Annotated in this window: 23 protein-coding genes; 11 read left to right on the forward strand and 12 right to left on the reverse strand. The window is 73.9% G+C overall.

The window, feature by feature from the left end:
- The 4 genes from ACFV6D_RS05800 to ACFV6D_RS05815 form a co-directional block, all read right to left on the reverse strand.
- A partial coding sequence (locus tag ACFV6D_RS05800) for a hypothetical protein (protein WP_380558590.1) occupies positions 1-429 on the reverse strand: 429 nt, incomplete at its 3' end.
- Between the two features lie 66 nt (positions 430-495).
- A complete protein-coding gene (locus ACFV6D_RS05805) occupies positions 496-1,530 on the reverse strand; it encodes a hypothetical protein (RefSeq protein ID WP_063349576.1) in 1,035 nt (344 codons plus the stop codon).
- Positions 1,527-2,858, reverse strand: a complete 1,332-nt coding sequence (locus tag ACFV6D_RS05810; protein ID WP_380424261.1) for an MFS transporter — start codon at positions 2,856-2,858, stop codon at positions 1,527-1,529. The genes ACFV6D_RS05805 and ACFV6D_RS05810 overlap by 4 nt, the downstream gene beginning before the upstream one ends.
- A 5-nt stretch (positions 2,859-2,863) precedes the next feature.
- Positions 2,864-3,799 carry an alkaline phosphatase family protein gene (locus ACFV6D_RS05815; protein WP_063349574.1) on the reverse strand — a complete coding sequence of 312 codons (936 nt, stop codon included), beginning with the start codon at positions 3,797-3,799 and terminating at the stop codon, positions 2,864-2,866.
- Positions 3,800-4,042: 243 nt separating this feature from the next.
- Here ACFV6D_RS05815 and ACFV6D_RS05820 point away from each other — a divergent pair, with 243 nt between their 5' ends.
- Both ACFV6D_RS05820 and cobC read left to right on the forward strand, forming a co-directional pair.
- Entirely contained in the window at positions 4,043-5,419 is a 1,377-nt protein-coding gene (locus tag ACFV6D_RS05820) for a cobalamin biosynthesis protein (RefSeq protein WP_380424259.1), read from the forward strand.
- Positions 5,416-6,492 carry an Rv2231c family pyridoxal phosphate-dependent protein CobC gene (gene cobC / locus ACFV6D_RS05825; RefSeq protein WP_380424257.1) on the forward strand — a complete coding sequence of 359 codons (1,077 nt, stop codon included), beginning with the start codon at positions 5,416-5,418 and terminating at the stop codon, positions 6,490-6,492. Before ACFV6D_RS05820 ends, cobC begins: the two co-directional genes overlap by 4 nt.
- Here cobC and ACFV6D_RS05830 read toward each other — a convergent pair.
- The 7 genes from ACFV6D_RS05830 to ACFV6D_RS05860 form a co-directional block, all read right to left on the reverse strand.
- On the reverse strand, positions 6,449-7,270 hold the full coding sequence (locus ACFV6D_RS05830; protein WP_380424255.1) for an MOSC domain-containing protein: 822 nt from the start codon (positions 7,268-7,270) through the stop codon (positions 6,449-6,451). The genes cobC and ACFV6D_RS05830 overlap by 44 nt on opposite strands.
- Positions 7,267-7,797 carry a hypothetical protein gene (locus ACFV6D_RS05835; protein WP_380424253.1) on the reverse strand — a complete coding sequence of 177 codons (531 nt, stop codon included), beginning with the start codon at positions 7,795-7,797 and terminating at the stop codon, positions 7,267-7,269. The genes ACFV6D_RS05830 and ACFV6D_RS05835 overlap by 4 nt, the downstream gene beginning before the upstream one ends.
- Before the next feature lie 49 nt (positions 7,798-7,846).
- Positions 7,847-8,944, reverse strand: a complete 1,098-nt coding sequence (locus tag ACFV6D_RS05840) for an LLM class flavin-dependent oxidoreductase (protein ID WP_380424251.1) — start codon at positions 8,942-8,944, stop codon at positions 7,847-7,849.
- Positions 8,945-9,160: 216 nt separating this feature from the next.
- Positions 9,161-10,183, reverse strand: coding sequence for a glutamine synthetase (gene glnII / locus ACFV6D_RS05845; protein ID WP_063349568.1), 1,023 nt, complete (start codon positions 10,181-10,183; stop codon positions 9,161-9,163).
- 341 nt (positions 10,184-10,524) lie between these two features.
- The gene (locus ACFV6D_RS05850) at positions 10,525-11,634 is read right to left on the reverse strand and encodes an SCO1860 family LAETG-anchored protein (RefSeq protein WP_380558593.1); all 1,110 of its coding nucleotides are present in this window, start codon (positions 11,632-11,634) and stop codon (positions 10,525-10,527) included.
- Between the two features lie 184 nt (positions 11,635-11,818).
- Positions 11,819-12,496: a uracil-DNA glycosylase gene (locus ACFV6D_RS05855; protein WP_063349566.1), complete on the reverse strand. Its 678-nt coding sequence runs from the start codon at positions 12,494-12,496 to the stop codon at positions 11,819-11,821.
- 117 nt (positions 12,497-12,613) lie between these two features.
- Positions 12,614-13,705 (reverse strand): amidohydrolase family protein, encoded by a 1,092-nt coding sequence (locus ACFV6D_RS05860; protein WP_063349565.1) that lies wholly within the window; start codon positions 13,703-13,705, stop codon positions 12,614-12,616.
- Between the two features lie 97 nt (positions 13,706-13,802).
- Here ACFV6D_RS05860 and ACFV6D_RS05865 point away from each other — a divergent pair, with 97 nt between their 5' ends.
- Both ACFV6D_RS05865 and ACFV6D_RS05870 read left to right on the forward strand, forming a co-directional pair.
- On the forward strand, positions 13,803-14,888 hold the full coding sequence (locus ACFV6D_RS05865) for a pyridoxal-phosphate-dependent aminotransferase family protein (protein WP_380558596.1): 1,086 nt from the start codon (positions 13,803-13,805) through the stop codon (positions 14,886-14,888).
- Between the two features lie 253 nt (positions 14,889-15,141).
- Positions 15,142-16,722: a phosphonate degradation HD-domain oxygenase gene (locus ACFV6D_RS05870; RefSeq protein WP_380558599.1), complete on the forward strand. Its 1,581-nt coding sequence runs from the start codon at positions 15,142-15,144 to the stop codon at positions 16,720-16,722.
- 48 nt (positions 16,723-16,770) lie between these two features.
- Here the strand turns inward: ACFV6D_RS05870 and ACFV6D_RS05875 are convergent, their stop codons facing one another.
- Positions 16,771-17,550, reverse strand: coding sequence for a GntR family transcriptional regulator (locus tag ACFV6D_RS05875; RefSeq protein ID WP_063349562.1), 780 nt, complete (start codon positions 17,548-17,550; stop codon positions 16,771-16,773).
- Positions 17,551-17,919: 369 nt separating this feature from the next.
- On the opposite strand from ACFV6D_RS05875, the gene ACFV6D_RS05880 reads away from it, so the two are divergent.
- The 7 genes from ACFV6D_RS05880 to ACFV6D_RS05910 all read left to right on the forward strand — a co-directional run bounded on the left by ACFV6D_RS05880 (position 17,920) and on the right by ACFV6D_RS05910 (position 23,852).
- Entirely contained in the window at positions 17,920-19,086 is a 1,167-nt protein-coding gene (locus tag ACFV6D_RS05880) for an ABC transporter substrate-binding protein (RefSeq protein ID WP_063349561.1), read from the forward strand.
- Positions 19,087-19,093: 7 nt separating this feature from the next.
- On the forward strand, positions 19,094-20,152 hold the full coding sequence (locus ACFV6D_RS05885) for an ABC transporter permease (protein ID WP_380558602.1): 1,059 nt from the start codon (positions 19,094-19,096) through the stop codon (positions 20,150-20,152).
- Positions 20,152-20,961, forward strand: coding sequence for an ABC transporter permease subunit (locus ACFV6D_RS05890; protein ID WP_063351452.1), 810 nt, complete (start codon positions 20,152-20,154; stop codon positions 20,959-20,961). Before ACFV6D_RS05885 ends, ACFV6D_RS05890 begins: the two co-directional genes overlap by 1 nt.
- A gap of 78 nt (positions 20,962-21,039) precedes the next feature.
- Positions 21,040-22,125: an ABC transporter ATP-binding protein gene (locus tag ACFV6D_RS05895; RefSeq protein ID WP_363368993.1), complete on the forward strand. Its 1,086-nt coding sequence runs from the start codon at positions 21,040-21,042 to the stop codon at positions 22,123-22,125.
- Between the two features lie 55 nt (positions 22,126-22,180).
- Positions 22,181-22,936, forward strand: coding sequence for an HAD family hydrolase (locus tag ACFV6D_RS05900; protein ID WP_380558605.1), 756 nt, complete (start codon positions 22,181-22,183; stop codon positions 22,934-22,936).
- 5 nt (positions 22,937-22,941) lie between these two features.
- A complete protein-coding gene (locus ACFV6D_RS05905; RefSeq protein WP_063349558.1) occupies positions 22,942-23,262 on the forward strand; it encodes a multidrug efflux SMR transporter in 321 nt (106 codons plus the stop codon).
- A 101-nt stretch (positions 23,263-23,363) separates the two neighbouring features.
- Positions 23,364-23,852 (forward strand): hypothetical protein, encoded by a 489-nt coding sequence (locus tag ACFV6D_RS05910; RefSeq protein ID WP_380558608.1) that lies wholly within the window; start codon positions 23,364-23,366, stop codon positions 23,850-23,852.
- Positions 23,853-23,991: the final 139 nt, after the last annotated feature.

Consider the following 23,991-nt stretch of genomic DNA (forward strand, 5'->3'; position numbering starts at 1 on the left):
GGCCGGCGGGCGGGGGGGGGGGGGGGGGGGGGGGGGGGGGGGGCGGGGGGGGGGGGGCGGGGGGGCCGGGAGGTCGTAGGCGCGCAGGAAGTCGCCGAGGCCGACGTCCTTGCCCGCGACGCGGTAGTGCAGGTAGGCGATGGGGGCGCCGTCGGGGGTGTGGGTGTAGATGGCACCGACGGGGACGTAGGAGCGGCCGACGCCGGGGTGTTGGGAGGGGTGGAGGCCGGCGAGGAGTTCGGCGCGGTCGCGGTCGGTCTCGCGGCCGACGCGGCCGGCGGTGAGCGAGTTGACGCCGCGCACCACGAGGGCGGCCGCGACGGACACGCAGAGGACCAGTCCGACGGCGACGGTGCGCCGCAGGACGGGTCGGCCGTGCAGGGCCGGCCAGGAGTCGGTGACCGCGCGCTCGGGCGGGATGCCGTCCACGTTTGTCGTTCCCCCGTTCGATCAGGACGTCATTGTGCTCGACGAGGGACCGTAGCCGAGAGTTCCTCAGCCCAGGTAGGCGGGGGCGACCGCGGCCTGGGTGACCCGCCGGGGGGCGCCGCCGCCGTCGGCGGGGACGGTCCACAGGTCGGCGCCGTAGTCGCCGGGCAGAGCGTAGAGGAGGGTACCGGTGTCCGACCAGACGGCCTGGTCGTCGATGTTGCGCTGTTCGGCGGTGGCGGTCTCGGTCATGGTGGCGAGGTCGAGGACGTACAGGCGCCAGGGGGCGTCGGGGGACAGGCCGGGGACGCGCTTCTTGTAGGCGATGCGGGTGCCGTCCGGGGAGAGCGAGGGGCACTCGACGTTCTCGTGCAGGGTGGTGAGGGTGTGGGCGGCGAGGTCGCCGCGGACGAGGTGGGTGTGGCCGCCGGTGGCGAGGGTCGCGTAGAAGGTGTTGTCGTCGGCGAAGGTCACGCCCCAGATGTTGATGTCGTGGGCCTGGTAGGGGTGGCCGTCCTTGATCACGTCGAAGGTCTCCAGGTTGTCCCGGAGGTTCCAGTCGCGGACGTCGACGATGGAGGTGCGGGTGGAGAAGTCGGTGCCCGCGTAGGAGTCGCCGCTGACGAAGACCGTCCAGGCGGCGAGGTGCCCGGACGGGGAGACCCGGGAGCGGGTGGGGATGCCGGCCGCCGGGTAGGAGCGCCGTTCGCGCAGGTGGTCGTCGAGGACGACGGCGCGGTAGGTGTCCTCCAGGGCGCCGTGCTGGGCCTGGAGGCAGATGCCGGTGCCGGCGGCGGCGTAGAAGCGCAGGCACTGGACGCCGGAGGCGGTGCGCGGGCCGTCCGGGCGGTCGGCGGGGACGGCGGTGAGTTCGTCGCGGTGCGGGCCCCAGGCCATGTTGCGGAAGACCAGTTTCCGCCCCTCGGAGGGCTTTTGCAGGGTGACGGCGCCCTCGGTGACGGCGGGGCCGCCGGGCTGGGCCTGGTCGCGCCGGGCGGTGCGGTCGGCGGCGTGGAGGACGGCCCCGGTGCCGACGGCGCCGAGCAGCAGGACGGCGACCAGGAGGATGATCACCCTGGTCCGGTTCTGGAGTCGGTTCACGGGCTCTCCTCGACGACGGTGGTGGCGGCAGGTTCACGCAGGACGGCGGCCGCGCCGAGCACGCAGAGCGCGAGCGCCCCCGCCGACCAGCCCAGCGCGCCGGTGCCGCCGACCGCGCTCCACAGCGCGCCGAACAGCAGCGAGCAGGCGAACCGGGCGAGCGCCTGCCCGGTGCCGACCAGGGCGAGCCCGGCGCCCCGCTGCCCGGCCGGGACGGCGTCGGCCGCGGCGGCGGCGAGCACGCCGTCGGTGGCCGCGTAGAAGGCGCCGTGCAGCACGAGGACGCAGACGGCCACCGCCGGGCCGCCGGCCGGTGAGAGCAGCAGCCCGTACGCGAGCAGCAGCAGCACGTGCCCGCCGAGGAAGAGCCGGCGGCGGCCGATCCGGTCGGCGAGGGCGCCGAGCGGGACGGCGAGCAGCAGGAAGGCGGCGGCGGTGCCGAGCGGCAGCAGCGGGAACAGGTCGACGGAGAGGCCGAGCCGGCGCTGGACGAGGAGGTAGAGGAAGGAGTCGCTGACGGTGGTGAGTCCGAGCAGGACGGCGCAGAGCGTGAGCCGTCGCAGCCCGGGAAGCCGCAGCAGGGCGAGGCTGTCGCGCAGCGATGGAGCGGTAGTTGACGGATCGTCAGTCGACGGTCGGTTCGGCACGAACAGCAGCAGGACCAGCACGCCGAGGGCGGCGACGCACGCGCTGACCGTGAACACCGCGTTGTAGCCGTGTCGTTCGCCGCCGTCGGCGAGCATCGGCCCGCCTGCCAGGCGCAGCACGAGGAAGGCGGTGAGCGGGCCGAGCAGGGCGCCGGCGGTGTCCATCGCCCGGTGCACGCCGAACGCCCGTCCGCGGTGGACGGGTTCGGTGGAGAGCGAGATCATCGCGTCCCGGGGTGCGGTGCGCAGGCCCTTGCCGGTACGGTCGACGGCGATCACGGCGCCGATCAGCGGCACGGTGTGGACGAGCAGCAGCAGCGGTTTGCAGAGCGCGGACAGGCCGTAGCCGACGGCCGCGACGGCCTTGTGGCGGGCGGCGCCGTCGCGGCCGCGGCGGTCGGCGAGGTGGCCCCCGGCGAGGCGGACGAGCGCGCTGAACCCGTTCTGGATGCCGTCCAGCAGCCCGAAGCCGAGCGGGGAGAGGCCGAGGCCGGTGAGCAGGTAGAGCGGCAGGACGGCGGTGACCATCTCGGAGGAGATGTCGGTGACCAGGCTGACGGCGCCGAGGGCGAGCACCGTCCCGGGTACGGCGCGCAGGGCGGCGCCGCGCCGCCCCGGCGGCTCCGTTGCGGAGGCCGGGGCGGCGGGGGCCTTGGAGCTGCGGGAGTCCGCGACGTACACGGGCGTCAGTTCCAGATGCCGGTGATGTCGGTGGCGTTGGCGGCGTTGCCCGCGTGGGTGGTCAGCCCGGCGAGGTCCTCCAGGGTGCGCAGCACGTTGTAGTGGTTGTAGGTGGTGCCGGTGCTGCTGCCGGGGGTGACGTGGGCGCCGTAGACGACGGTCGGGATGCGGTTGCCGGCGAGGCGGTTGTCCTCGTCGAAGGTGACCACGAGCAGGCTGTTGTGGCTCTTGGCCCAGGTGGCGTAGGCGGCGAGGTTGGTCTGCAGCCAGGTGTCACCGGTGCCGACGGAACAGTCGTGCATGTCGTTGCACAGGTCCGGGATGACGAAGGAGACCTTGGGCAGGGTGGTGTAGTCGGTCGGGAAGGCGTCCATGCCGTAGGCGCTGGAGGCGGGCACGTTGCCGAAGCCGAACCACGGGTTGTGCTTCTGCGCGTAGTTGTCGACGCGGCAGTCGGTGGCGCCCTGGGCGGGCAGGCCCTCGTTGTAGCTGGCCCAGGTCTGGCCGGCGGCGAGCAGTTCGGAGCCCAGGTTGGGCTGCTGGAGGGCGCCGACGTCGACGCAGCTGTCGTCGGTGACGCCCTGCGCGCTGCCGGAGAACAGCATGTAGTAGTTGGGCTGGCTGGGGTGGGTGAGCGCGAAGGACTGGGTGAGCGTGGCGCCGCCGGCGACCAGCGTGTTGTTGATGTACGGCGCGCTGGAGCTGCTGCCGATGACCTGCGAGTAGGCGTGGTTCTCCATCACCACGACGATCACGTGGTCGGGCGAGGGCAGCCCGCCGGCGGTGTCGGCGGCCGCGCTGCCGCCGGCGGCCCACAGGCCGAGCGAGCCGCCGACGAGGCCGAGCCCGGCGGCGAGGGCGGTGAGGGGCCGGCGGAGCGGGCGGCGGAAGGGGCGGCGGGGGGACGTGGTTCCGGGGGTGCGGAGTCGTGCGAAGGCCATCGGGTCCTCCGTGCGTCGGGGCTGCCTGGTTGGAGCGCCGAGAACAGTAGGATCGCGCCGTGTCGTGTACCGCACAAGACAAGTGAAGAACAGGCGAACAGCTGCCGCCCGTTGGCGGTCCACGCCACAGCCGCCCCGATTGACCCGTTCCGACCGGGCGTGGTGGGATCACGGGGGCCCTTGTGGCGGGATCACGGATGCTCGTGTGCGGGGATCACGGGGCTTTGGGTGAAGGAGCGGGACGTGATCGGACTGGTCGCCCTCAACGGGACGGGCCGCGTGCTGGCCGACGAGATCCACGCCGCCTGGCCGGAGACCACCCGCATCCACACCGCGGTGGCCAGTGCCTGCTTCGGTCCGACCGAGGCCCTGGACTACGCCCTCGGCCGCAACGACCTGGTGGTCTGCCTCGCGCCGGTCGCGGCCACCGCGCAACTGCTGATCGACGGCTCGCACCTGCGCCCGGGCGGGCCCGGCCTGGTCAGCCTGGACCTGAACCTGCGCTACGCCGTCCCGCTGACCGGCCGCGACAGCGGCGCCGACGAACTGGCCGAGGAACTCGCCGCCCTGCTCGGCGTCCGGGCCGTCCTGACCGGCAGCCCTCCCCCGGCCACCGCCCGGCCCTTCGCGCACCTGGTCGGTCACGCGTCGACGTACACCCGCGGGCCGCGCGGCTCGGCGGCCTCGCGGGCGCTCGCCGAGGGCCGGCCGGTCCGGCTGGAGAGCGACCTGGCGTACCCGCTGCCCGCCCTGCCGCCCTCCGCCCGCGCCGACGCGCCCGCCGACGCCCCCGTCCTGCGGGTCACCGACCGCACCCACCCCGACGAGGACGTGCTCCTCGTGCACCCGCGCACCCTGGTCGTCGGGGTCGGCGCGGGCGGCGGCGCCACGGACTCCGAGCTGATGCGGCTGATCACGGACACCCTGGCCGAACACGGCCTGGCCCGCGCCTCGATCGCCCGGCTGGCGACGGTGGCCGGCAAGGCGGACCACCCGGAGGTGCGCTGGGCCGCGTTCTGCCTCGGCGGGGTGCCGGTGGACGAGCACCCGGCGGCGGACCTGGCCGCGGTGGCCGTGCCGAACCCGTCGGACCTGGTCGGCGCCGCCGTCGGCACCGCGAGCGTCGCCGAGGCGGCCGCCCTGGCGAGCGCCCCCGGTGGCGAGCTCGTCGCCGCCAAACGGAAGTCCGCCGCGGCGACGGTCGCGATCGCCCGGGCGGCGGTCCGCGGACGCCTCGCCGTCGTCGGACTCGGACCGGGCGCGCACGACCTGCTGGTGCCGCGCGCGCTGGCGGAACTGCGGCGTGCGTCGGCGGTCGTGGGCGCGCCGGGCGCGGTCGGGGCGGTCGCCGAGCTGCTGCGGCCCGGGACCAGGCGGATCGCGACGGACGACGGCGCCGGAGCGGCCACCGGCGCGGCCGTCGACCTGGCCGTCGACCTGGCTGTTGACCTGGCCGTCGACATGGCCGCGCACGGGCACGCCGTGGCGCTGGTCGCCCTCGGCGACGGCGCGGCGCTGCGCGTGCCGCCGGGCGCGTACGACGTCCACCGCGTCCCGGGGCTGCCCCTCCAGCCGCTCGCCCCCGATGTGCCCGCCCACCCGCAAGGAGACCCCGCGTGACCGCCCCCGAACCCGACCTGCGCCACCACGGCGACGCCGAGGTGCGCGCCGACGGGTCCGGCCTGGTCGACCTCGCCGTCAACGTCCGCACCGGCACACCCCCGGCCTGGCTGCGCGACCGGCTCGCGGCCACCCTCGGCGACCTCGCCGCCTACCCCGACCAGGGCGCCGCCCGCGCGGCGGTGGCCGCCCGGCACCGGCGGCCCACCGACGAGGTGCTGCTCACCTCGGGGGCGGCAGAGGCCTTCGTCCTACTGGCCCGAGTTCTGACTGCACGTCATATCGTCGTGGTGCACCCGCAGTTCACCGAACCCGAGGCGGCGCTGCGGGACGCCGGGCACCAGGTGCACCGGGTGCTGCTGTCCCCCGAGAACGGGTTCCGGCTGGGGGCCGTCCCGGAGGAGGCCGACCTGGTCGTCCTCGGCAACCCCACCAACCCGACCTCCGTCCTGCACCCCGCCGACGCCGTCGCCGCACTCGCCCGCCCCGGACGCACCCTGGTGGTCGACGAGGCGTTCATGGACACCGTGCCCGGCGAACGCGAGTCCCTCGCCCCGGCCCGGGACCTGCCCGGCCAGGTCGTCGTCCTGCGCAGCCTCACCAAGACCTGGGGCCTGGCCGGACTGCGGATCGGCTACGTCCTCGGGCCCGCGCCGCTGATCGCCGCGCTCGGCGCCGCCCAACCGCTCTGGCCGGTCTCCACCCCCGCGCTGGCCGCCGCCGAGGCGTGCAGCGGCCCGGCCGCGCTGGCCGAGGCGGAGGAGGCAGCCGCCGAACTGGCCCTGTGGCGGACGTACTTGCTGAAGGGCTTGGCCGCCTTCCCGACTCTTCGGGTGTACGGCGAGCCGGCCGCGTCCTTCGCCCTGGTACGGCTGCCGGACGCGGCGGCCGTCCGGGAGCGGCTGCGCGGGCGCGGCTTCGCCGTCCGGCGCGGGGACACCTTCCCGGGGCTGGGCGAGGAGTGGCTGCGGATCGCCGTCCGGGACGAGGCCACCACCGACCGCTTCCTGGACGCCCTCGCCGCCGTTCTCACCCCACCGCCTCCCGCCCTGCCCCGCCTCGGCCCAGCCTGATCGCATCCCCCACCGCGACCCGGCCGGGCACCAGCACCTGCGCGTACACCCCCGCACAGGGCAGCGCGGGCATGCCCTCCAGCGGGACCAGGCGGTTCCGCTCGGCCGGGACGCGCAGGGCGGACGTGCTCCGGGGCAGCGGGCCGTGCCGCAGGGTCGGGACGGCGCAGCGCGGCGTGGGCACCACGATGCGCAGCCGCAGCACCGGCCCGATCGCCAACTCCCGCCCCACCCACGCGTTCTCGACGTACCCCTCACCCTCGGTGCGGATCACCAGGTTCGGGCGGTAGCGCTCCGCCTCGGCGCCGGTCGCGGCCAGCGTCGAGGTGGTGACCAGATGCAGCGGGGCGAAGTCGAAGAAGCCGCCGTCCGGCGCGGCCCGGCCCAACTCGTTGACGGTGACGTCGACTTCGGCCTCGATGCCGTGCGCCAGCACCTCCTCCGGCACGGCCCGCTCGATCGTCGCCCCGGGCGGGCGCTCGGCGATCAGGGCGACCTTGCGGCCGAGCGCCGCCGACAGCTCCTCCTCGTCCACGCACCGCCCGTCCGGGCCGGTGATCACCACGCCGCCCGCCGTGGTCGCCGCCGTGTAACCGAGCAGGCCCGCCCACAGCCGCGGGTTCTTGGCGCTGGCGACCTTCCCGGTGTCGAGGTCGAGCAGGGCGCGGCCGCGGTCCCGCTCCAGGCCGCGCCCGTCCACCCCGACCGCCGCCAGCTCCTCCCCCAGCAGCGACTTCACCGGGTAGCGCCGCAGCCGTTCGACCGTCCCGATCCTCATGCCGCGACCGCCCATTCGCGCAGGGCCACGAAGTCGGCGGCCAGCAGGCCGATTCGGGGGTTGACGTGGAACGTGAGTGCCGGGGCGGGGTGGTGGGCGGCTATCCAGGCGGTGTCCTGCGGGCCGAGTTCGTCGTCCACCCAGACGAACGGGCGGCCGTCCGCCCAGGCGACCACGTCCCGGGTCTTCCAGTGCAGGCCGTCCGGGTCCTCCCCGAACAGGTCCGTCCACTGGATGTAGGGGAGTTCGGGCAGGCCGAGGTTCGGGCCGATGTGGGTGTTCGCCTCGCCCATCCAGCCGGTGGCCCACACCAGTTCGTAGGGCAGGCCGAGCAGTTCCGGCCCGTGCGCCGGGTTCAGCCACACCCGCAGCGGCTTCGCCTGCGCGCCGGAGTAGCGCGCCTGCCGGTCCGCCCACCAGGTCGGGAGCAGGCGGTGGGTGTCGTACCCCTCCGGCCGCCGGGTCTTCGGCGCGGCGTAGGGGTTGAGCGGTCCGTCCACGTCGAGGAGGAGCAGGGGCAGCGTCATGCCGTGAATTCTCCGGCCGCCCCGGCGGATTGACCAGCGGTTTGCGGGTTCACGGCCGGTGCCACAGGTTGCGGGCGGCCAGCAGCGGCAGCACGCCCTCGCCGAACCAGTACGCCTCCTCCAGGTGCGGCATGCCCGACAGCACGAACTCGTCGATCCCCAGCTCGTGGTACTCGGTGATCAGGTCCGCGACCTCCCGGTGGCTGCCCACCAGGGCCGTCCCGGCGCCGCCGCGCAGCAGGCCGATCCCGGCCCACAGCCCCGGGTGCACCTCCAGCCGCTCGGCCGAGCCGCCGTGCAGCGCGAGCATCCGCCGCTGGCCCTCCGACTCGCTCTCGGCGAGCGCCCGCTGGGTCTGGCGCACGCGCCCCGGGTCCATTCCGGCGAGCAGCCGCTCGGTCTCCGCCCAGGCCTGCGCGGCGGTGTCCCGGGTGATCACGTGCAGCCGGATCCCGAACCGCACCACCCGCCCGCGGGCGGCGGCGAGTTCGCGGATCCAGCGGATCTTCTCCCGTACCTGGTCGGGCGGTTCGCCCCAGGTCAGGTAGACGTCCGCGGACTGCGCCGCGACCTCGCCGGCCGCCGGGGACGAGCCGCCGAAGTACACCGTCGGCACCGGCTCCGGCAGCCGGTTCAGCCGGGCCCGCTCGACCCGCAGACGGGGCCCGTGGTGGTCGACCGTCTCGCCCGCCCACAGCCGCCGGACGATGTCCAGGAACTCCCCGGTCCGCGCGTACCGGGCGTCCTTGTCCAGGAAGTCCCCGTAGGCGCGCTGCTCGGCGGACTCCCCGCCGGTCACCACGTTCAGCAACAGCCGCCCGCCGGACTGCCGTTGGTACGTCGCGGCCATCTGCGCGGCCAGCGTCGGGCTGATCTGTCCGGGCCGGAACGCCACCAGGTACTTCAGCCGCTCCGTCACCTGCGTCAGCATCGCCGTCGTCAGCCAGGCGTCCTCGCACCACGCGCCGGTCGGCGTCAGCACCCCCTCGAACCCCAACTGCTCCGCGCTGCGGGCGACCTGCCCCAGGTACCCCAGGCTCGGCGGCCGGTCCGCCCCCGCCACCCCCGGCGTGGACCCGTGCCCACCCCCGACGATCTGCCGGCTGTCACCGTTGGTGGGAAGGAACCAGTGGAACACGAGCGACATGGACGGACACACTCCTACGCCGGGTTGCCTGCGGGATGAGGACGGAGACACTCACCGGCAACACGCGGCCGCGCACACCCGCACCAGGTCCACGTGCAGACGTCGCACGAGGACACGGCGGGCGGAAGCGGTCATACGAGCGATTATGCCCGACGACGACGGCCGCCGGCCCTCCCTTGTACGGGAGGACCGGCGGCCGGTGCGCAGCGGGGCGGATCAGACCTGGCCGGCCTTCTCCAGGGCCTCGCAGCAGGTGTTGATCATGAGGCGGGTGACGACGTAGGGGTCGATGTTGGCGTTCGGGCGACGGTCCTCGATGTAGCCCTTCTGCTCCACCTCGACCTGCCACGGGATGCGGACCGAGGCGCCGCGGTTGGAGACGCCGTAGCTGTAGACGTTCCACGGGGCGGTCTCGTGCTTGCCGGTCAGGCGGGACTGGATGTCGTCGCCGTACTGGCTGACGTGCTCCAGCACCTTGTCCTGGGAGGCGCCGAGGGACTCGCAGGCGGTGATGATGGCGTCGTAGCCCTCGCGCATCGCCTTGGTGGAGAAGTTGGTGTGCGCGCCCGCGCCGTTCCAGTCACCCCTGACCGGCTTGGCGTCCAGGGTGGCGTCGATGCCGAACTCCTCGGCGGTGCGGTACAGCAGGTAGCGGGCGATCCACAGGTCGTCCGAGACGGTCAGCGAGGAGACCGGGCCGATCTGGAACTCCCACTGGCCGGGCATGACCTCGGCGTTGATGCCGCAGATCGCCAGGCCGGCGTCGATGCAGCGGTCCAGGTGCAGCTCGACGATCTCGCGGCCGAAGACCTCCTCGGCGCCGATGCCGCAGTAGTAGCCGCCCTGCGGGGCCGGGAAGCCGCCCTCCGGGAAGCCGAGCGGGCGGGAGCCCTTGAAGAAGGTGTACTCCTGCTCGATGCCGAAGATCGACTCCTGCGCCGCGTACTTCTCGTCGACCTCGCGCAGCAGGGCGCGGGTGTTGGACGCGTGGGGGGTGCCGTCGGTCTCCAGCACCTCGCACAGGACCAGGATGTTGTCACCGCCGCGGATCGGGTCCGGCACGACCTTCACCGGGTCCAGCACGCGGTCCGAGGCGTGGCCCTCCGCCTGGTTGGTCGAGGAGCCGTCGAAACCCCAGGTCGGGATCTTGTCCGCGTTGGGCAGGACCCGAGTCTTGGAACGGAGCTTCGCGGTCGGCTTGGTGCCGTCGATCCAGATGTACTCGGCCTTGATTGCCACGGCGGTGTACCTCGCATTGCTGGGTGGTGGGTGCCCGCGTAGCGTCGCAAGCCGCCGTTTCCCGGTTGTTCCTCTTGTGTAACGCGGATGTGAACCAACCCTCCGTATTGGCACGGTCACGGTGCGGGAGTGCCAGGGCGGCGCCCGGAGTGGCGAGAGCGGCACCCGGGGTGCCGGGGTCGCACCCGGGGTTCCGGGATGGCACCCGGGGTGCCGGGGTCGCACCCGGGGTTCCGGGATGGCACCCGGGGTGCCGGGGTCGCACCCGGGGTTCCGGGATGGCACCCGGGGTTCCGGGGTCGCACCCGGGATGGCGCTCCCGCACCGCGAGGGACCGGGGCTCAGCTCCGGCGGGCGTGCGCGGCCCGGCGGCGCCGGGTGGCCCACAGGGCGCAGGCCCCGCCGGCGACGAGGGCGGCGGCCCCGGCGGCCAGCGGGCCGGTGGCGCTGCTGCCGCCGGTCGCGGCGAGGCCGGCGGCCGGCTTCTCCGACGGCCCGGGCTTCTCGGTGGCGGCCTGCGGGACGACGGCGCGGGCGGTGGTGCTGGTGTCCGCGACCGGCTGGGCGGTGGTGGCGGCGGCGGTGCCGGTCGGCGCGGGCGACGTCGGGGCCTGGGTCGGGGTCGCACCGGCAACCGGCGCGGAGGGCTTCTCACAGCTCACCGAGGCCACGGTGATCTTGCCGGTGACCTTGGCGACGTTCAGGTTCAACGGGTTCACCTCCACCTGCACCTCCAGGGCGGAGGCGGCCGCGGTGGTCGAGGTGGTGCTCTTCTTGGAGAGCTCCACCGACACGCTGCCGATCAGCGGCACGTCCACCTTGGTCGGCCCGTACAGGCCGATGGTGACGGGCTTGCCGAGCACCGTCAGCTTGGCGGGCGCGACGACGTCGGCGGTCGGCTGCCCGTCGACGGGGCAGGTCGCCTCGGCGCTCATCGCCTCCAGGCCGATCAGCGTGGTGGCGGGCAGGCCGGGGGCGTGCACGTCGGCGTTGACCAGCTTGACGGAGGCGGCGGCGCCCTTGGCGTCGATGCGGGTCACGGCCGTGCCGATGTCGGCCTTGACCAGGGTGACCGGGCCCTGCTGGTCGACGCCGTCGACCTTGGCGGTGAGGAGCGAGCCCTCGCGCTGGGCCGGCGTCTCCACCTTGTTGAGCGCGAGGTCCACCGGGACATCGACCGTCTTGTTCAACAGACTGACGTCCAGGGCGAGTTCGGCGGTGACGGCGCGCGCCTTGCCGGGCGAGGCGGCGGACGGCTGCGAGGACGGCTGCGAGGACGACGCAGTGCCCGCCGGGGTGGCCGCCGGCGCGGCCGGGGCCGCGTACGCGGGCGGGACGGTGAGCAGCGTGCAGGCCGCGACCACGGCGGCGGCGGAAGCGGCTCGGCGGACGGAACGAGCCGAACGGGTGGAACCGGCGGAACGGGCGGAGCTGGTGGAACGAGAAGACATGGCGGTACCCCCACAGGTGCTGTTGATCCGGAGCGCGCCCAGACGTCACCCGCGACAGGCGGGGAGGGGCCGGCGTTCCGAACGGTGAGCCGCCAGTCTTCTCGAACAGTCCGTCACAGGAGCCACACAGAACGTCATTTCACTCGTTGGAGTGAGATTGACGTCTGCCGCTGACTCCGGTCTGCTACGGCAGTCGCCAGTCCACCGGCTGCGCCCCCTGCCGCGCCAGCAGCTCGTTCGCCCGGCTGAACGGCCGCGAGCCGAAGAAGCCGCCGCTCGCCGAGTACGGGCTCGGGTGCGCCGACTCGATCGCCGGGATCTCCCCGAGCAGCGGCCGCAGGTTGCGGGCGTCGCGCCCCCACAGGATCGCCACCAGCGGGCCGCCGCGCGCCACCAGCGCCCGGATCGCCTGCTCGGTGACCTCCTCCCAGCCCTTGCCCCGGTGCGCGGCGGGCTTGCGCGGCGCGGTGGTCAGCGCGCGGTTGAGAAGCAGGACGCCCTGCTGCGTCCACGGGGTGAGGTCGCCGTTGGACGGCTGGGGCAGGCCGAGGTCGCTGCCGTACTCCTGGAAGATGTTGATCAGGCTGGCCGGGATCGGCCGGGTCTCCGGCGCCACCGAGAAGCTGAGCCCGACGGCGTGGCCCGGGGTCGGGTACGGGTCCTGTCCGACGATCAGCACCCGCACGTCGGCGAAGGGCTGTTGGAAGGCCCGCAGCACGTTCGGCCCGGACGGCAGGTAGGTGCGGCCGGCGGCCAGTTCGGCGCGCAGGAAGTCGCCCATGGCGGCGACCTGCCCGCCGACGGGCTCCAGGGCGGTGGCCCAACCGGGCTCGACGATCTCGTTCAGTGGACGCGGTGCCATGGTGGCCACCCTATCGGCCTACGCCGACAGCGCGTTCAGCGGATGATCATGCATACGAACCCGGGACCACCCGGCCCACGGCCGACCACGACGGATCGCCCGCCACCGGCCACCCGCTCACCCCACCGGCCGGCCGCGCAGCACCACCAGCCGCGGGTCGGCGAGCACCCGGACGTCCGCCCGCGGGTCCTCCCCGTACACCACGAAGTCGGCCGACTCCCCCTCCTCCAGCCCCGGCCGACCCAGCCACTCCCGCGCACCCCAACTGGCCGCCGACAGCGCCTGCGCCGGGCTCAGCCCCGCCTTCACCAGCTCCGCCACCTCCTCCGCGACCAGCCCGTGCGCCAGCGAGCCGCCCGCGTCCGTGCCGACGAACACCGGGATGCCGGCGTCGTGCGCGGCGCCGACGGTGGCGTAGCGGCGCTCGTGCAGCCGCCGCATGTGGGCCGCCCAGGCCGGGAACCTGCCCTCGCCGCCGGCCGCCAGGCCCGGGAAGGTGGCGATGTTGACCAGCGTCGGGACGATCGCCACGCCGCGCTCGGCGAAGGCCGGGATCAGCTCCTCGGTCAGCCCGGTGGCGTGCTCGATGCAGTCGATGCCGGCCGCCAGCAGGTCCGGCAGCGACTCGGCGGCGAAGCAGTGCGCGGTGACCCGCGCGCCTTCCTCGTGCGCCGCCGCGATCGCCTCGGCCAGCGCGTCGCCGGGCCAGCAGGCGGCGAGGTCGCCGCGCTCGCGGTCGATCCAGTCGCCGACCAGCTTCACCCAGCCGTCGCCGCGCCGGGCCTCCGCACGGACGTACGCGGCGAGGTCGCCGGGCTCGATCTCGTGCGCGTAGTTGCGGATGTAGCGGCGTGTGCGGGCGATGTGCCGCCCGGCGCGGATGATCCGGGGCAGGTCCTCGCGCTCGTCGATCCACCGGGTGTCGGCGGCCGAGCCGGCGTCGCGGATCAGCAGGGTGCCGGCGTCACGGTCGGTGAGCGCCTGCTTCTCGCTGGTCTCCGCGTCGACGGCGCCGTGCGCGTCCAGGCCGACGTGGCAGTGCGCGTCCACCAGACCGGGCAGCACCCAGCCGGTCACCGTCCGGACGTCCTCGGCGCCGGGCGGGCGGGTGAAGCTCACCCGGCCGTCCACGACCCAGAGTTCGTCCCGGACGTCCTCCGGACCGACCAGCACCCGACCCCGGACGTGCAGCACCGCGCCATCGCTCATGGCCCGCACTCTACCGACGGGCGTGTTCCCTGTAAGCAGCAAGAATGCGGCAGACTCGTGCCGACACCCACCACCTCATGCCCGAAAGGCCGCTACCGTGAGCCCCTTCCTCGACCTCCCCCCGCTCAGCGCCGCCGAGTTCGCGGCGATCGAGGACCAGGTGGCCGCACTGCTGCACACCACCGCGGACGTCATCGTCACCCAGGGTGAGGCGCTGCTGCCACTGGAGGCCGCGATCCGCGGCGCCGCGCACCCCGGCTCCACCGCGCTCAACATCGTCACCGGCCCGTACGGGCAGACCTTCGGCAACTGGCTGCGCTCCTGCGGGGTCGAGGTCGTGGACCTGGCCGTCCCCTTCGACAGCGCGGTCAGCGCGCAGCAGGTCGCCGACGCCCTCGCCGCCCACCCGGCCGTCGACTTCGTCTCCCTCGTCCACGCCGAGGCCGCCACCGGCAACACCAACCCCGTCGCCGGGATCGCCGCCGCCGTCCGCGAGCACGGCGCCCTGCTGATGCTCGACGCGGTCGCCTCCGTCGCCGCCGAGCCGCTGCTCACCGACGAGTGGGGCGTCGACCTGTGCGTCATCGGCGGCCAGAAGGCCATGGGCGGCCCCGCCGGGGTCTCCGCCGTCTCCGTCTCCCAGCGCGCCTGGGAGCGGATCGCCGCCAACCCGGCCGCCCCGCGCCGCTCCTACCTGTCCCTGCTCGACTGGAAGGAGCGCTGGACGGACGCCGGGCGCACCGTGCTCCCGCACGCCCCCGCCCAGTTGGAGATGCTGGCCCTCGGCGCCTGCCTCGACCGGATCGCCGCCGACGGCCTGCCCGCCGTCATCGCCCGCCACCGCGCCGCCTCCGCCGCCACCCGCGCGGGCGCCCGCGCGCTCGGCACCCTCGCCCCGTTCGTCACCGAGGACGCCCACGCGGCCCCCGTCGCCACCACCCTGCGCACCCCGGCCGGCGTGCACGCGGCCGAGCTCGCCGCCCGCCTCGACCCCGCCCTCCCCGTCCAGCCCGGCGGCGGCCCCCTCGCCGCGTCGATGCTCCGCGTCAACCACTACGGCCCCGCCGCCGCCCTGCCCACCGTCCGCGCCTGCCTCACCGCCCTCGCCACCGCGACGGACGCGGACCCGGCCCCGGCCCTGGCCGCCGCGGAGGCGGCCTGGACGGCAGCCGTCCAGGGCTGACACCACGGCGCCGTCGAGGCCCGATCACGCGGAGCGGCCCCTGGGACACCCGGTCCCGGGGGCCGCTCCGTCTCACCCTCGGACAGGACCTGGTCCCACGCGGAGCGGAAGGTTTCGGCCATCGGCTCCCGGCACAGTTCCCGCAGCGTTCATCTGCGCGGCACGCCGATCTCACCGGGGGCAGGCAGGCTCCGGCCAGGGGTGAAGTTGGCTATACAACTTCACCCGGGACGCCGCCGAGGAGGAGACCACCGTGACCGAGCTGCCGCCGTACTGGCTGCGCGACAACTGCCCGTGCGCCGAGTGCCGGGACCCCAGGAACGGGCAGAAGCTGTTCCAGATCGACGACCTGCCGCAGGACCTGGCGGTCGCCGCGAGCACGGAGACCGACGAGGGCCTGGAGGTGCTCTGGTCGGACGGGCACCACTCCCGGTACCCGCTGGAGTGGCTCGGCGCCGAGCGGGACGGCGACGGGCGGACGGAGGAGGGCAAGCGGCTCTGGGTGGCGGCGGACTTCGCACACGGGATCCCCGAGGCGCGGTGGGAGGCGTACCTGGCCGACCCCGCCGAGCAGGCCGCCGTCCTCACCGCCGTGCGCCGCAGCGGCTTCGCGGTGCTGCGCGGGGTGCCGGCGGTGGAGCGGCAGGTCCTCGCGGTGGCCGAGAGCTTCGGCTACGTCCGGGTCACCAACTACGGGGAGCTGTTCGACGTCCGGGTCGAGCCGGATCCGAACAACCTGGCGTTCACCAGCGTCGCGATCGCACCGCACACCGACAACCCGTACCGGGACCCGGTGCCGACGCTCCAGCTCCTGCACTGCCTGGAGAACTCCGCGACCGGCGGCGACTCCGGCCTGGTGGACGGGTTCCGGGCGGCGGCGCTCCTCCGGGAGGAGGCACCGGCGGACTTCGAGACGCTCACCCGCACGCCCGTCCCGTTCGTCTTCCGCGACCGCCGCACCGAACTGCGCGCCGACCGCCCGCTGATCGAGGTGGACGCCCTGGGCCGGATCCGCGAGGTGCGGTTCAACAACCGCTCGATCGGCACCCTGCGCGGGAGCTCCGGCGAACTGACGGCCTTCTACGCCGCGTACCGCCGCTTCGCCGCGATCACCCTGCGCCCCGAACTCCAGCTCGCCTTCCGCCTCGACCGCGGCGACTGCCTGGTCTTCGACAACACCCGGCTGCTGCACGCCCGGACGGCCTTCCAGCAGGACGGCCACCGCCACCTCCAGGGCTGCTACGCCGACCTGGACACACTGGGCAGCACCCTCGCCGTGCTGCACCGGCGCGCCGCCGCGCTGGACGCGATCGCCGGGCTGTTCGCGGGCGAGGGCGCCGGGGAGTACCTGGGCGAGGAGGTCACCATGGCCGAGCACATGCTCCAGGCCGCCGCTGCCGCCGAGGCGGCCGGGGCGCCGGACCACCTCGTCGCCGCCGCACTGCTGCACGACGTCGGACACTTCCATGGCGCGCTGCACGGAAGCGACTTGATGGAGGGTCAGGACAACCGGCACAGCGACACCGGCGCCGACTGGCTGGCGCGGTGGTTCGGCCCGGAGGTGACCGAGCCGGTCCGGCTGCACGTGGCCGCCAAGCGCTACCTTTGCGCAGTGGAACCGGACTACCGGCAGCGGCTGTCCGAGGCCTCGGAGTACACCCTCACCGTCCAGGGCGGCCCGATGGACGAGCGGCAGGCCGCCGCGTTCGCCGAACTCCCGGGCGCCGCCGACGCGGTGGCCGTCCGCCGCTGGGACGAGCAGGCGAAGACGGCCGGGGCGCCGACACCCGGATTCGAGCACTACCGCCCGCTGCTCGCCGCGCTCATGCACTGATGGCGCCGGCCGGCACGCCCGGGAGGCGGACCGGGCTCCGCCCCGGGCTCAGTCACCCTCCCGGGCGTGCCGCGAAAGCGCCGACGCGGCCAGCGAGTTGTGGATGCTGAACGCCACCGTCCCGGGCAGGTAGCGGTCCTGGGACCACTCCACCGGAGTGCCGGTCGGGTCCGTCGTGCGCCGCCGTTCGCGCAGCAGCGGGCCGCCGCGGCGGCAGCCGAGGAGCCGGGCGTCCTCGGCGTTGGCGGCCACGATGTCGATGGTGTGGTCGGCGTCGGTGAACAGGATGCCGTGCTCGCGCAGGACTTCGGTGTGCGAGACGACGTCCGCCGGCAGCTCGGCGACGATCTCGCCGACCCGCGGCGGGTAGATGGTTCGCTCGACCATCACGGGCGTGCCGGAGAGGGTGCGCAGCCGGACGGTCACGTACACCTCGGCGCCCGGCTCCAGGCGCAGTTGCTCGCGTTCGGCGGTGTCGGCGGGGCGGCGGACCAGCGAGTCCAGGATGCCGCCGGGCTCCTCGCCCATCGAGTACGCCCAGTGCGTGAAGCTGAGCAGTTCGGAGAAGCTCTGCACCCGGGCGCCCCCGAGCACGACGCGCCGGGTGCCGCGGCGGGAGGTGACCAGCCCGTCGGAGCGCAGGACGGCGAGCGCCTGGCGGACGGTGCCGCGGGAGACGCCGTACTGCTCGGCGAGCGCGCCCTCGGCGGGCAGCCGGCCGGCCTCGCCGTACGCGCCGGTGGTGATGGCCTCGCGCAGGTCGGCGGCGACCTTCCGGTACAGGGCGCCGGGAGCGCGCTCGGCGGGGCGCCCGGGCTCAAGTGCCACGTCAGTCAATGTCCCTCCTGGGGCGGTGTCCTGCGCAGCCGTACCGGCACGGACAGCCCGACCTTATCCCGCTGCGCCTTTGAAGCATCGCACCGAACGGATCACGCTCCGATGGCCGGATTCGACCGTTCCCGCAGCCGACCCCGGTTCTGGGCCGTCCGTTCACCTTCCCGTCATCGGACTCCGGCGTACTTACGTCCGTCAGCGAAGTTGGCTAGTCAACTCGGACGGCCTCGAACGGCTCCGGGCGGCTCCGAACGGCACCGGGCACCTCAGAACGGCTCCGAACGGCCACTCGCGCGATCCCCCGATCAGACAACCCCACCGCAGCTCACCCCCTTGCAGTACACCCGATCAGGAGACTGACCCGTGTCCGTGCACCGCGCCCGTTCCGCCGCCTTCGCAGCGGTCCTGACCGCCGCCGCGCTGTCCCTCACCGCCTGCGGCTCCGCCGGCTCCTCCACCGCGAAGTCCGGCGACGCCGCGGGCGGCAAGAGCGCCAAGACCGCCACCTCGGTCGCCGATTTCGGCGGGATGGACGGCCTGATCGCCGCCGCCAAGAAGGAGGGGAAGCTGCACGCCATCACGCTGCCGCGCGACTGGGCGAACTACGGCAAGCTGATGGACGACTTCAAGGCGAAGTACGGCATCGAGATCGAGGACGAGAACCCCGACGGCGCCAGCCAGGACGAGATCAACGCGATCACCTCCCGCAAGGGCCAGGACCGCGCCCCCGACGTCGTCGACCTCGGCTCGGCCTTCGCGCTCAGCGCCGCCAAGCAGGGCCTGCTGGCCCCGTACAAGGTCACCGACTTCGACAAGATCCCGGCCACCATGAAGAACGCCGACGGCCTGCACTACAACGACTACGGCGGCTACATGTCGATCGCGTGCGACGCCAAGAAGGTGTCCGCCTGCCCGAAGACCTTCGCCGACCTGCTGAAGCCCGAGTACAAGGGCATGGTCGCCCTGAACGGCAACCCGACCAAGGCCGGTGCCGCGTTCGGCGCCGTCTACGCGGCCGCGCTCGCCAACGGCGGCTCGCTGGACAACATCCAGCCCGGCATCGACTTCTTCGCCAAGGTCAAGCAGGCCGGCAACTTCAACCCGGTCGAGGTCACCCCGGCGACCATCGAGAAGGGCGAGACCCCGATCAGCATCGACTGGTCGTACCTGAACGCCGGCTACGCCGACAAGTTCAGGAGCAAGGGCATCGACTGGCAGGTGACCATCCCCTCGGACGGCTCCTACGCGCAGTACTACAACCAGGCGATCAACAAGGACGCGCCGCACCCGGCCGCCGCCCGCCTGTGGGAGGAGTACCTGTACAGCGCCGAGGGCCAGAACGGCTTCCTGGGCGGCTACGCCACCCCGGCCCTGTTCGACGCCATGAAGACGGCCGGCACCCTGGACGCCGCGGGCGCCGCCAAGCTCCCGCCGGTCGAGAAGCCCTTCACCACCTTCCCGACCCAGGAGCAGACGGACACGGCCAAGAAGACCGTGACCGAGAACTGGGCCAAGGCGATCGCGGGCTGACCTGACGATGACCACGGCTCCCACCCCGGTGCCGGCCCCCGCCTCCGCCGCCCAGAGCGGCGGGGGCGCCCCCGGCCCCGCAGCAACCACCCCCGCCACCGCCGACGCCACAACGGCCAAGGCCACCGACACCGCGGACACCACGGCCACCACGGCCACCACGGCCAAGAGCACCGAGACCGCCAAGACCGCCAGGGCCCCCCGCCCCGGCAAGCCCCGGGCCGGCCGCGGCCGCGCCTGGCTGGCCGCCCTCCCCCTGCTCCTGTTCTTCCTGGTCGGCTTCGGCCTGCCCGCCGTCGCGATCGCCATCGGCGCGTTCACCACCTCGCCCGACGCCCCCGACGGCGGCGGCACCTTCACCACCGACAACCTCACCGGCTCGCTGCAGGGCGCCTACTGGACCGCCCTGTGGGGCAGCGTCAAGCTCTCCCTGCTGACCGCGCTGATCGCCACCGTGGTCGGCCTGCCGCTGGCCCAGGCCGTGGCCACCTCCCGGTTCCGGGTGTTCCGCGAGGCGGTGCTCTCCGCCTCCGGCGTGCTCGCCAACTTCGGCGGTGTGCCGCTCGCCTTCATGTTCGTCGCCACCCTCGGCAACGCCGGCGAGGTCACCAAGAAGTTCGGCCTCACCAGCCACGGCTGGAACCTCTACACCTTCACCGGCCTCTCCGTGGTCTACCTGTACTTCCTGGTGCCGCTGATGGTCATCACCATCACCCCGGCCCTGGAGGGCCTGCGCACCCAGTGGCGCGAGGCCGCGTACAACAACGGCGCCACCGTCGTGCAGTACTGGCGGCACGTGGCCCTGCCGGTCCTGGTGCCCTCGCTGCTCGGCGGCTTCGTGCTGCTGTTCGGCGCCTCCTTCGCCGCGTACGCCACCGCCGAGGCCATGGTGGGCAGTTCGGTGCCGCTGATCTCGATGCAGATCGGCGACGCGCTGTCCGGCAACGTCCTGGTCGGCCAGGGCAACCTCGCCCTCGCCCTCGGCCTCGACATGATCGTGGTCGCCTGCCTGGTGATGGCCGTGTACCTGCCCCTTCAGCGCCGGAGTGCCAAGTGGCTCGCCTGATCAATCGCATCCGTTTCGGCCGCGGCCTCGTCCTGCTGCTCTGCGGCGTCTACTTCGCCGTACCGCTGGCCTCCTCGGTGATCTTCAGCGTCGACGACAACAAGGGCGGCACCACCTTCCGGGCCTACACCGAGCTGCTGAACGCGCCCGGCTTCCTGGACAGCCTGGTGCTGAGCCTGGAGCTGGCCGGCGTCACGGTGGCGGTGCTGCTGCTCCTGCTCGTCCCGGCGATGCTCGCCGCCCGGCTCGGTGCGCCGAAGCTGCGCCCGGTGATCGAGGTGATGTGCTCGATGCCGCTGGTCGTCCCCGTGGTCGCGCTCACCACCGGCATCATCGGCGTGCTGCGCTGGGGCCCGGACTACCTCCAGGACACCCCGCTGTTCCAGACCATCGTGGCCATCCAGGACCCGAAGTTCCCGATCGTCCTGGTCATCGCCTACGTGCTGATGGCACTGCCGTTCGCCTACCGGGCGCTGGACGCCGGGCTGCGCGGCGTGGACGTCGCCACCCTGGTCGAGGCCGCCCGCAACTGCGGGGCCGGCTGGCTGCGCGCGGTGTTCACCGTCGTCCTGCCGAACCTGCGCAGCGCGCTGCTGAACGCGGCCGTCCTCACCGTCGCCCTGGTGCTCGGCGAGTTCACCACCGCCTCCATCCTCGGCTTCGCCCCCTTCTCGGTGTGGATCAACTCCAACGGCAAGAGCGACGGCCAGATGTCCGTCGCCGTCTCGATGCTCAGCCTGCTGATCGTCTGGCTCGTCCTGCTGCTGATGTCCGCCGTCGGCCGCGGCCGCAAGGGCGCGCGGGCCTGAGACACCCCGCCGCGCGGCCGTCCCGCGCCCTGGCCGCACGGTCCTGAACCACCCCACGCTTTCCAGGAGTCACCAGCCATGACCACGGTTTCCGCCCCCGTCGCCGGTGCCGCGCTCGCCCCCGGCGGCGCCACCGTCGAGTTCCGCTCGCTGCGCCGCTCGTTCGGCGCCACCACCGCCCTCGACGGCCTGGACCTGACCGTCCACCCGGGCGAACTGCTCGCCCTGCTCGGCCCGTCCGGCTGCGGCAAGACCACCGCGCTGCGCATCCTGGCCGGCTTCGAGCAGCACGACTCCGGCGAGGTCCTGGTCGACGGGCAGGACATCACCGCGATCCCCGCCCACAAGCGCGACGCGGGCATGGTGTTCCAGTCGTACAGCCTCTTCCCGCACCTGAGCGCGCTGGACAACGTCGCCTTCGGGCTGCGGATGCGCGGCGCCGGCAAGGCCGAGCGCCGCAAGCGCGCCCAGGAGCTGCTGGAGCTGGTCGGCCTGCCGCACCGCGCCGAGCACTACCCGCACCAGATGTCCGGCGGCCAGCAGCAGCGCATCGCGCTCGCCCGGGCGCTCGCCCTGCAGCCGCGCGTGCTGCTGCTCGACGAGCCGCTGTCCGCGCTGGACGCCAAGGTCCGCCTCCAGCTGCGCGAGGAGATCCGCCGGCTCCAGCAGGAACTGGGGATCACGACCCTGTTCGTCACCCACGACCAGGAGGAGGCGCTGTCGATGGCCGACCGGGTCGCGGTGCTGCGCGCGGGCCGGCTGGAGCAGTGCGCCACCCCGTCCGAGCTGTACGGCCGACCGGCCACCGCGTTCGTCGCCGAGTTCGTCGGCACCATGAGCCGCATCCCGTGCACCCGCACGTCCGACGGCGTCGAGGTGCTCGGCCGCCGGCACGCGGTGGACGGCGACCTGCCCGCCGACGGCGAGCTCCAGGTGCTGGTCCGCCCGGAGAACGTCACCCTGACCCCGTCCGAGGCCGGCCCGGCCCTGGTGATCACCGCGTCCTTCCTGGGCGCCGTCACCCGGCTCACCGTCCGCCTCGACGACGGCACCGAGGTCAAGGCCGACCTGCCGACCGAGGCCGCCGCCGCGCTGCCGGCCGGCTCGCGCGCCGAGCTCCTGCTGCCGGAGCGTCCGGTGCTGGTGGACCGCCGCACCGTCTGAGAGCCTCGAACCCCATCTGCGTAGCACCATCTGATGAACCACCGAAGGTACCGCCATGCCTGAAGCCCTGACGCCCGACTCCGCCCTGACGCCCGAATCCTCCGTGACGCCCGACCCCCTGGCCCCCGGCGCTCCGGCGCCCGAGGCCCCCCGCCCCGCCGCCGTCCTGTTCGACATGGACGGCACCCTGGTCGACACCGAGCAGCTCTGGTGGCAGGCCACCGCCGAACTCGCCGACGAGCTCCACCACGCGCTCACCGACCAGGACGCCCCCGAAGTGCTCGGCCAGGCCGTCGAGCACACCGCCGCCCACCTGCACAAGGTCAGCGGCACCAACCTCACCGAGGCCGAACTCGCCGCCCGGCTCGGCGAGTCCTTCGCCGCCAAGGTCGCCGCCGAGACCGTCCCGCGCCCCGGCGCGCTCGCCCTGCTGGCCTCCCTGCGGGACGCGCAGGTGCCCACCGCCCTGGTCTCCGCCTCCCCGCGCCAGGTGGTCGACCTGGTCCTCGCCGCCATCGGCCGGGACTGGTTCGCCGTCACCCTGGCCGCCGAGGACACCCCGCGCACCAAGCCCGCACCGGACCCGTACCTCGCCGCCGCCGAACGGCTCGGCCTGGACCCGGCCGCCTGCGTCGCCGTCGAGGACACCCCGACCGGAGTCGCCTCCGCCGCCGCGGCCGGCTGCGCCGTGCTCGCAGTGCCGTCCACCTCGACGCCGATGCCCGACGGCGGCCGGATCACCCTGCTCGCCAGCCTGGAACAGGCCGACCTCGCCCTGCTGGGGAAGCTCGGCGCCGCCCGGGCCGTTTGACCGGCATGCCCTATCTCCTGCTCTCCCTCGCCATCCTGAGCGAGGTCTGCGCGACCAGCTGCCTCAAGCTCACCGAGGGGTTCACCCGCCTCTGGCCGAGCCTGGGAGTGGCGGTCGGCTACGTGCTGTCCTTCGTGCTGCTCGGGCGCGCGCTCAAGCACATCCCGGTCTCGGTCGCCTACGCCGTCTGGTCGGGGGCCGGGACGGCGGCGGTCGCCGGAATAGGCGTGGTCGCCTTCGGCGAATCACTGGGACGCCTCCAGTGGCTGGGGATCGCCCTGGTGATCGTCGGAGTGGTCGTGCTCAACCTCAAGAACAGTCACTGACGGGCCGCCCCCGGGCCCACGGTGCTGGTCAACTGCCCTTTCGGAGCGGGAAGTCGGATGTGCCGACCGCCCGCTCCGAGTGGTTCGCTACCGTGGGCCCCATGACCGAACCACGGCCCCACCACTACCGCTTCGTCCACCGCGAGCTCGCCCGCCAGGTCCTCGAATTCGGCCCGCGGCTGACCGTCCCGGACGCCGGCGGCAGCCTCCTGCCCGTCCTCACCGGCATCTGGGACAACCTCGGCCAGACCCTCCCGCCCGAGGACCGGCTGCCCAGCCACGGCCTGGACTGCCGGCACCTGCGGGCCGACGGCCACCCCCTGCTGCTCGTCACCCTCCCCACCCCGACCGGCGCCACCGAGGCCCACTTCGTCGCCGCCGTCCACCCCCAGGGCACCAAGACCGTCCGCTACGTGACCCTGGAACACGCGCTCAACCCCTTCGACGGCAGCCCCGGCACCGTCCTCGGCGAGTGGTCCTCCGAAGGCCACCTCAACCACGGCGAAGGCCCCTCCCCCGTCGCCGAACTGTTCGTCGCCGCGGTGGCGAAGCTCGTCGCCCCGAAGAAGCGCGGCTTCTGGCACCGCTGACCCCGACGGCGCCCGGCCGCCTCCCGGCCGCCGCCGACGCCGCCGCGCGCTGGCGCATCGTCAAGATCCCGTCACCGCAACGTGAAGCACCCGTCACAACAGATCGCCCGCGTACCGACTGCGGCTATGCTCGGCCGGT

Origin of the sequence: Kitasatospora sp. NPDC059812 (genome assembly GCF_042732075.1) — a bacterium.
Taxonomy (GTDB): domain Bacteria; phylum Actinomycetota; class Actinomycetes; order Streptomycetales; family Streptomycetaceae; genus Kitasatospora.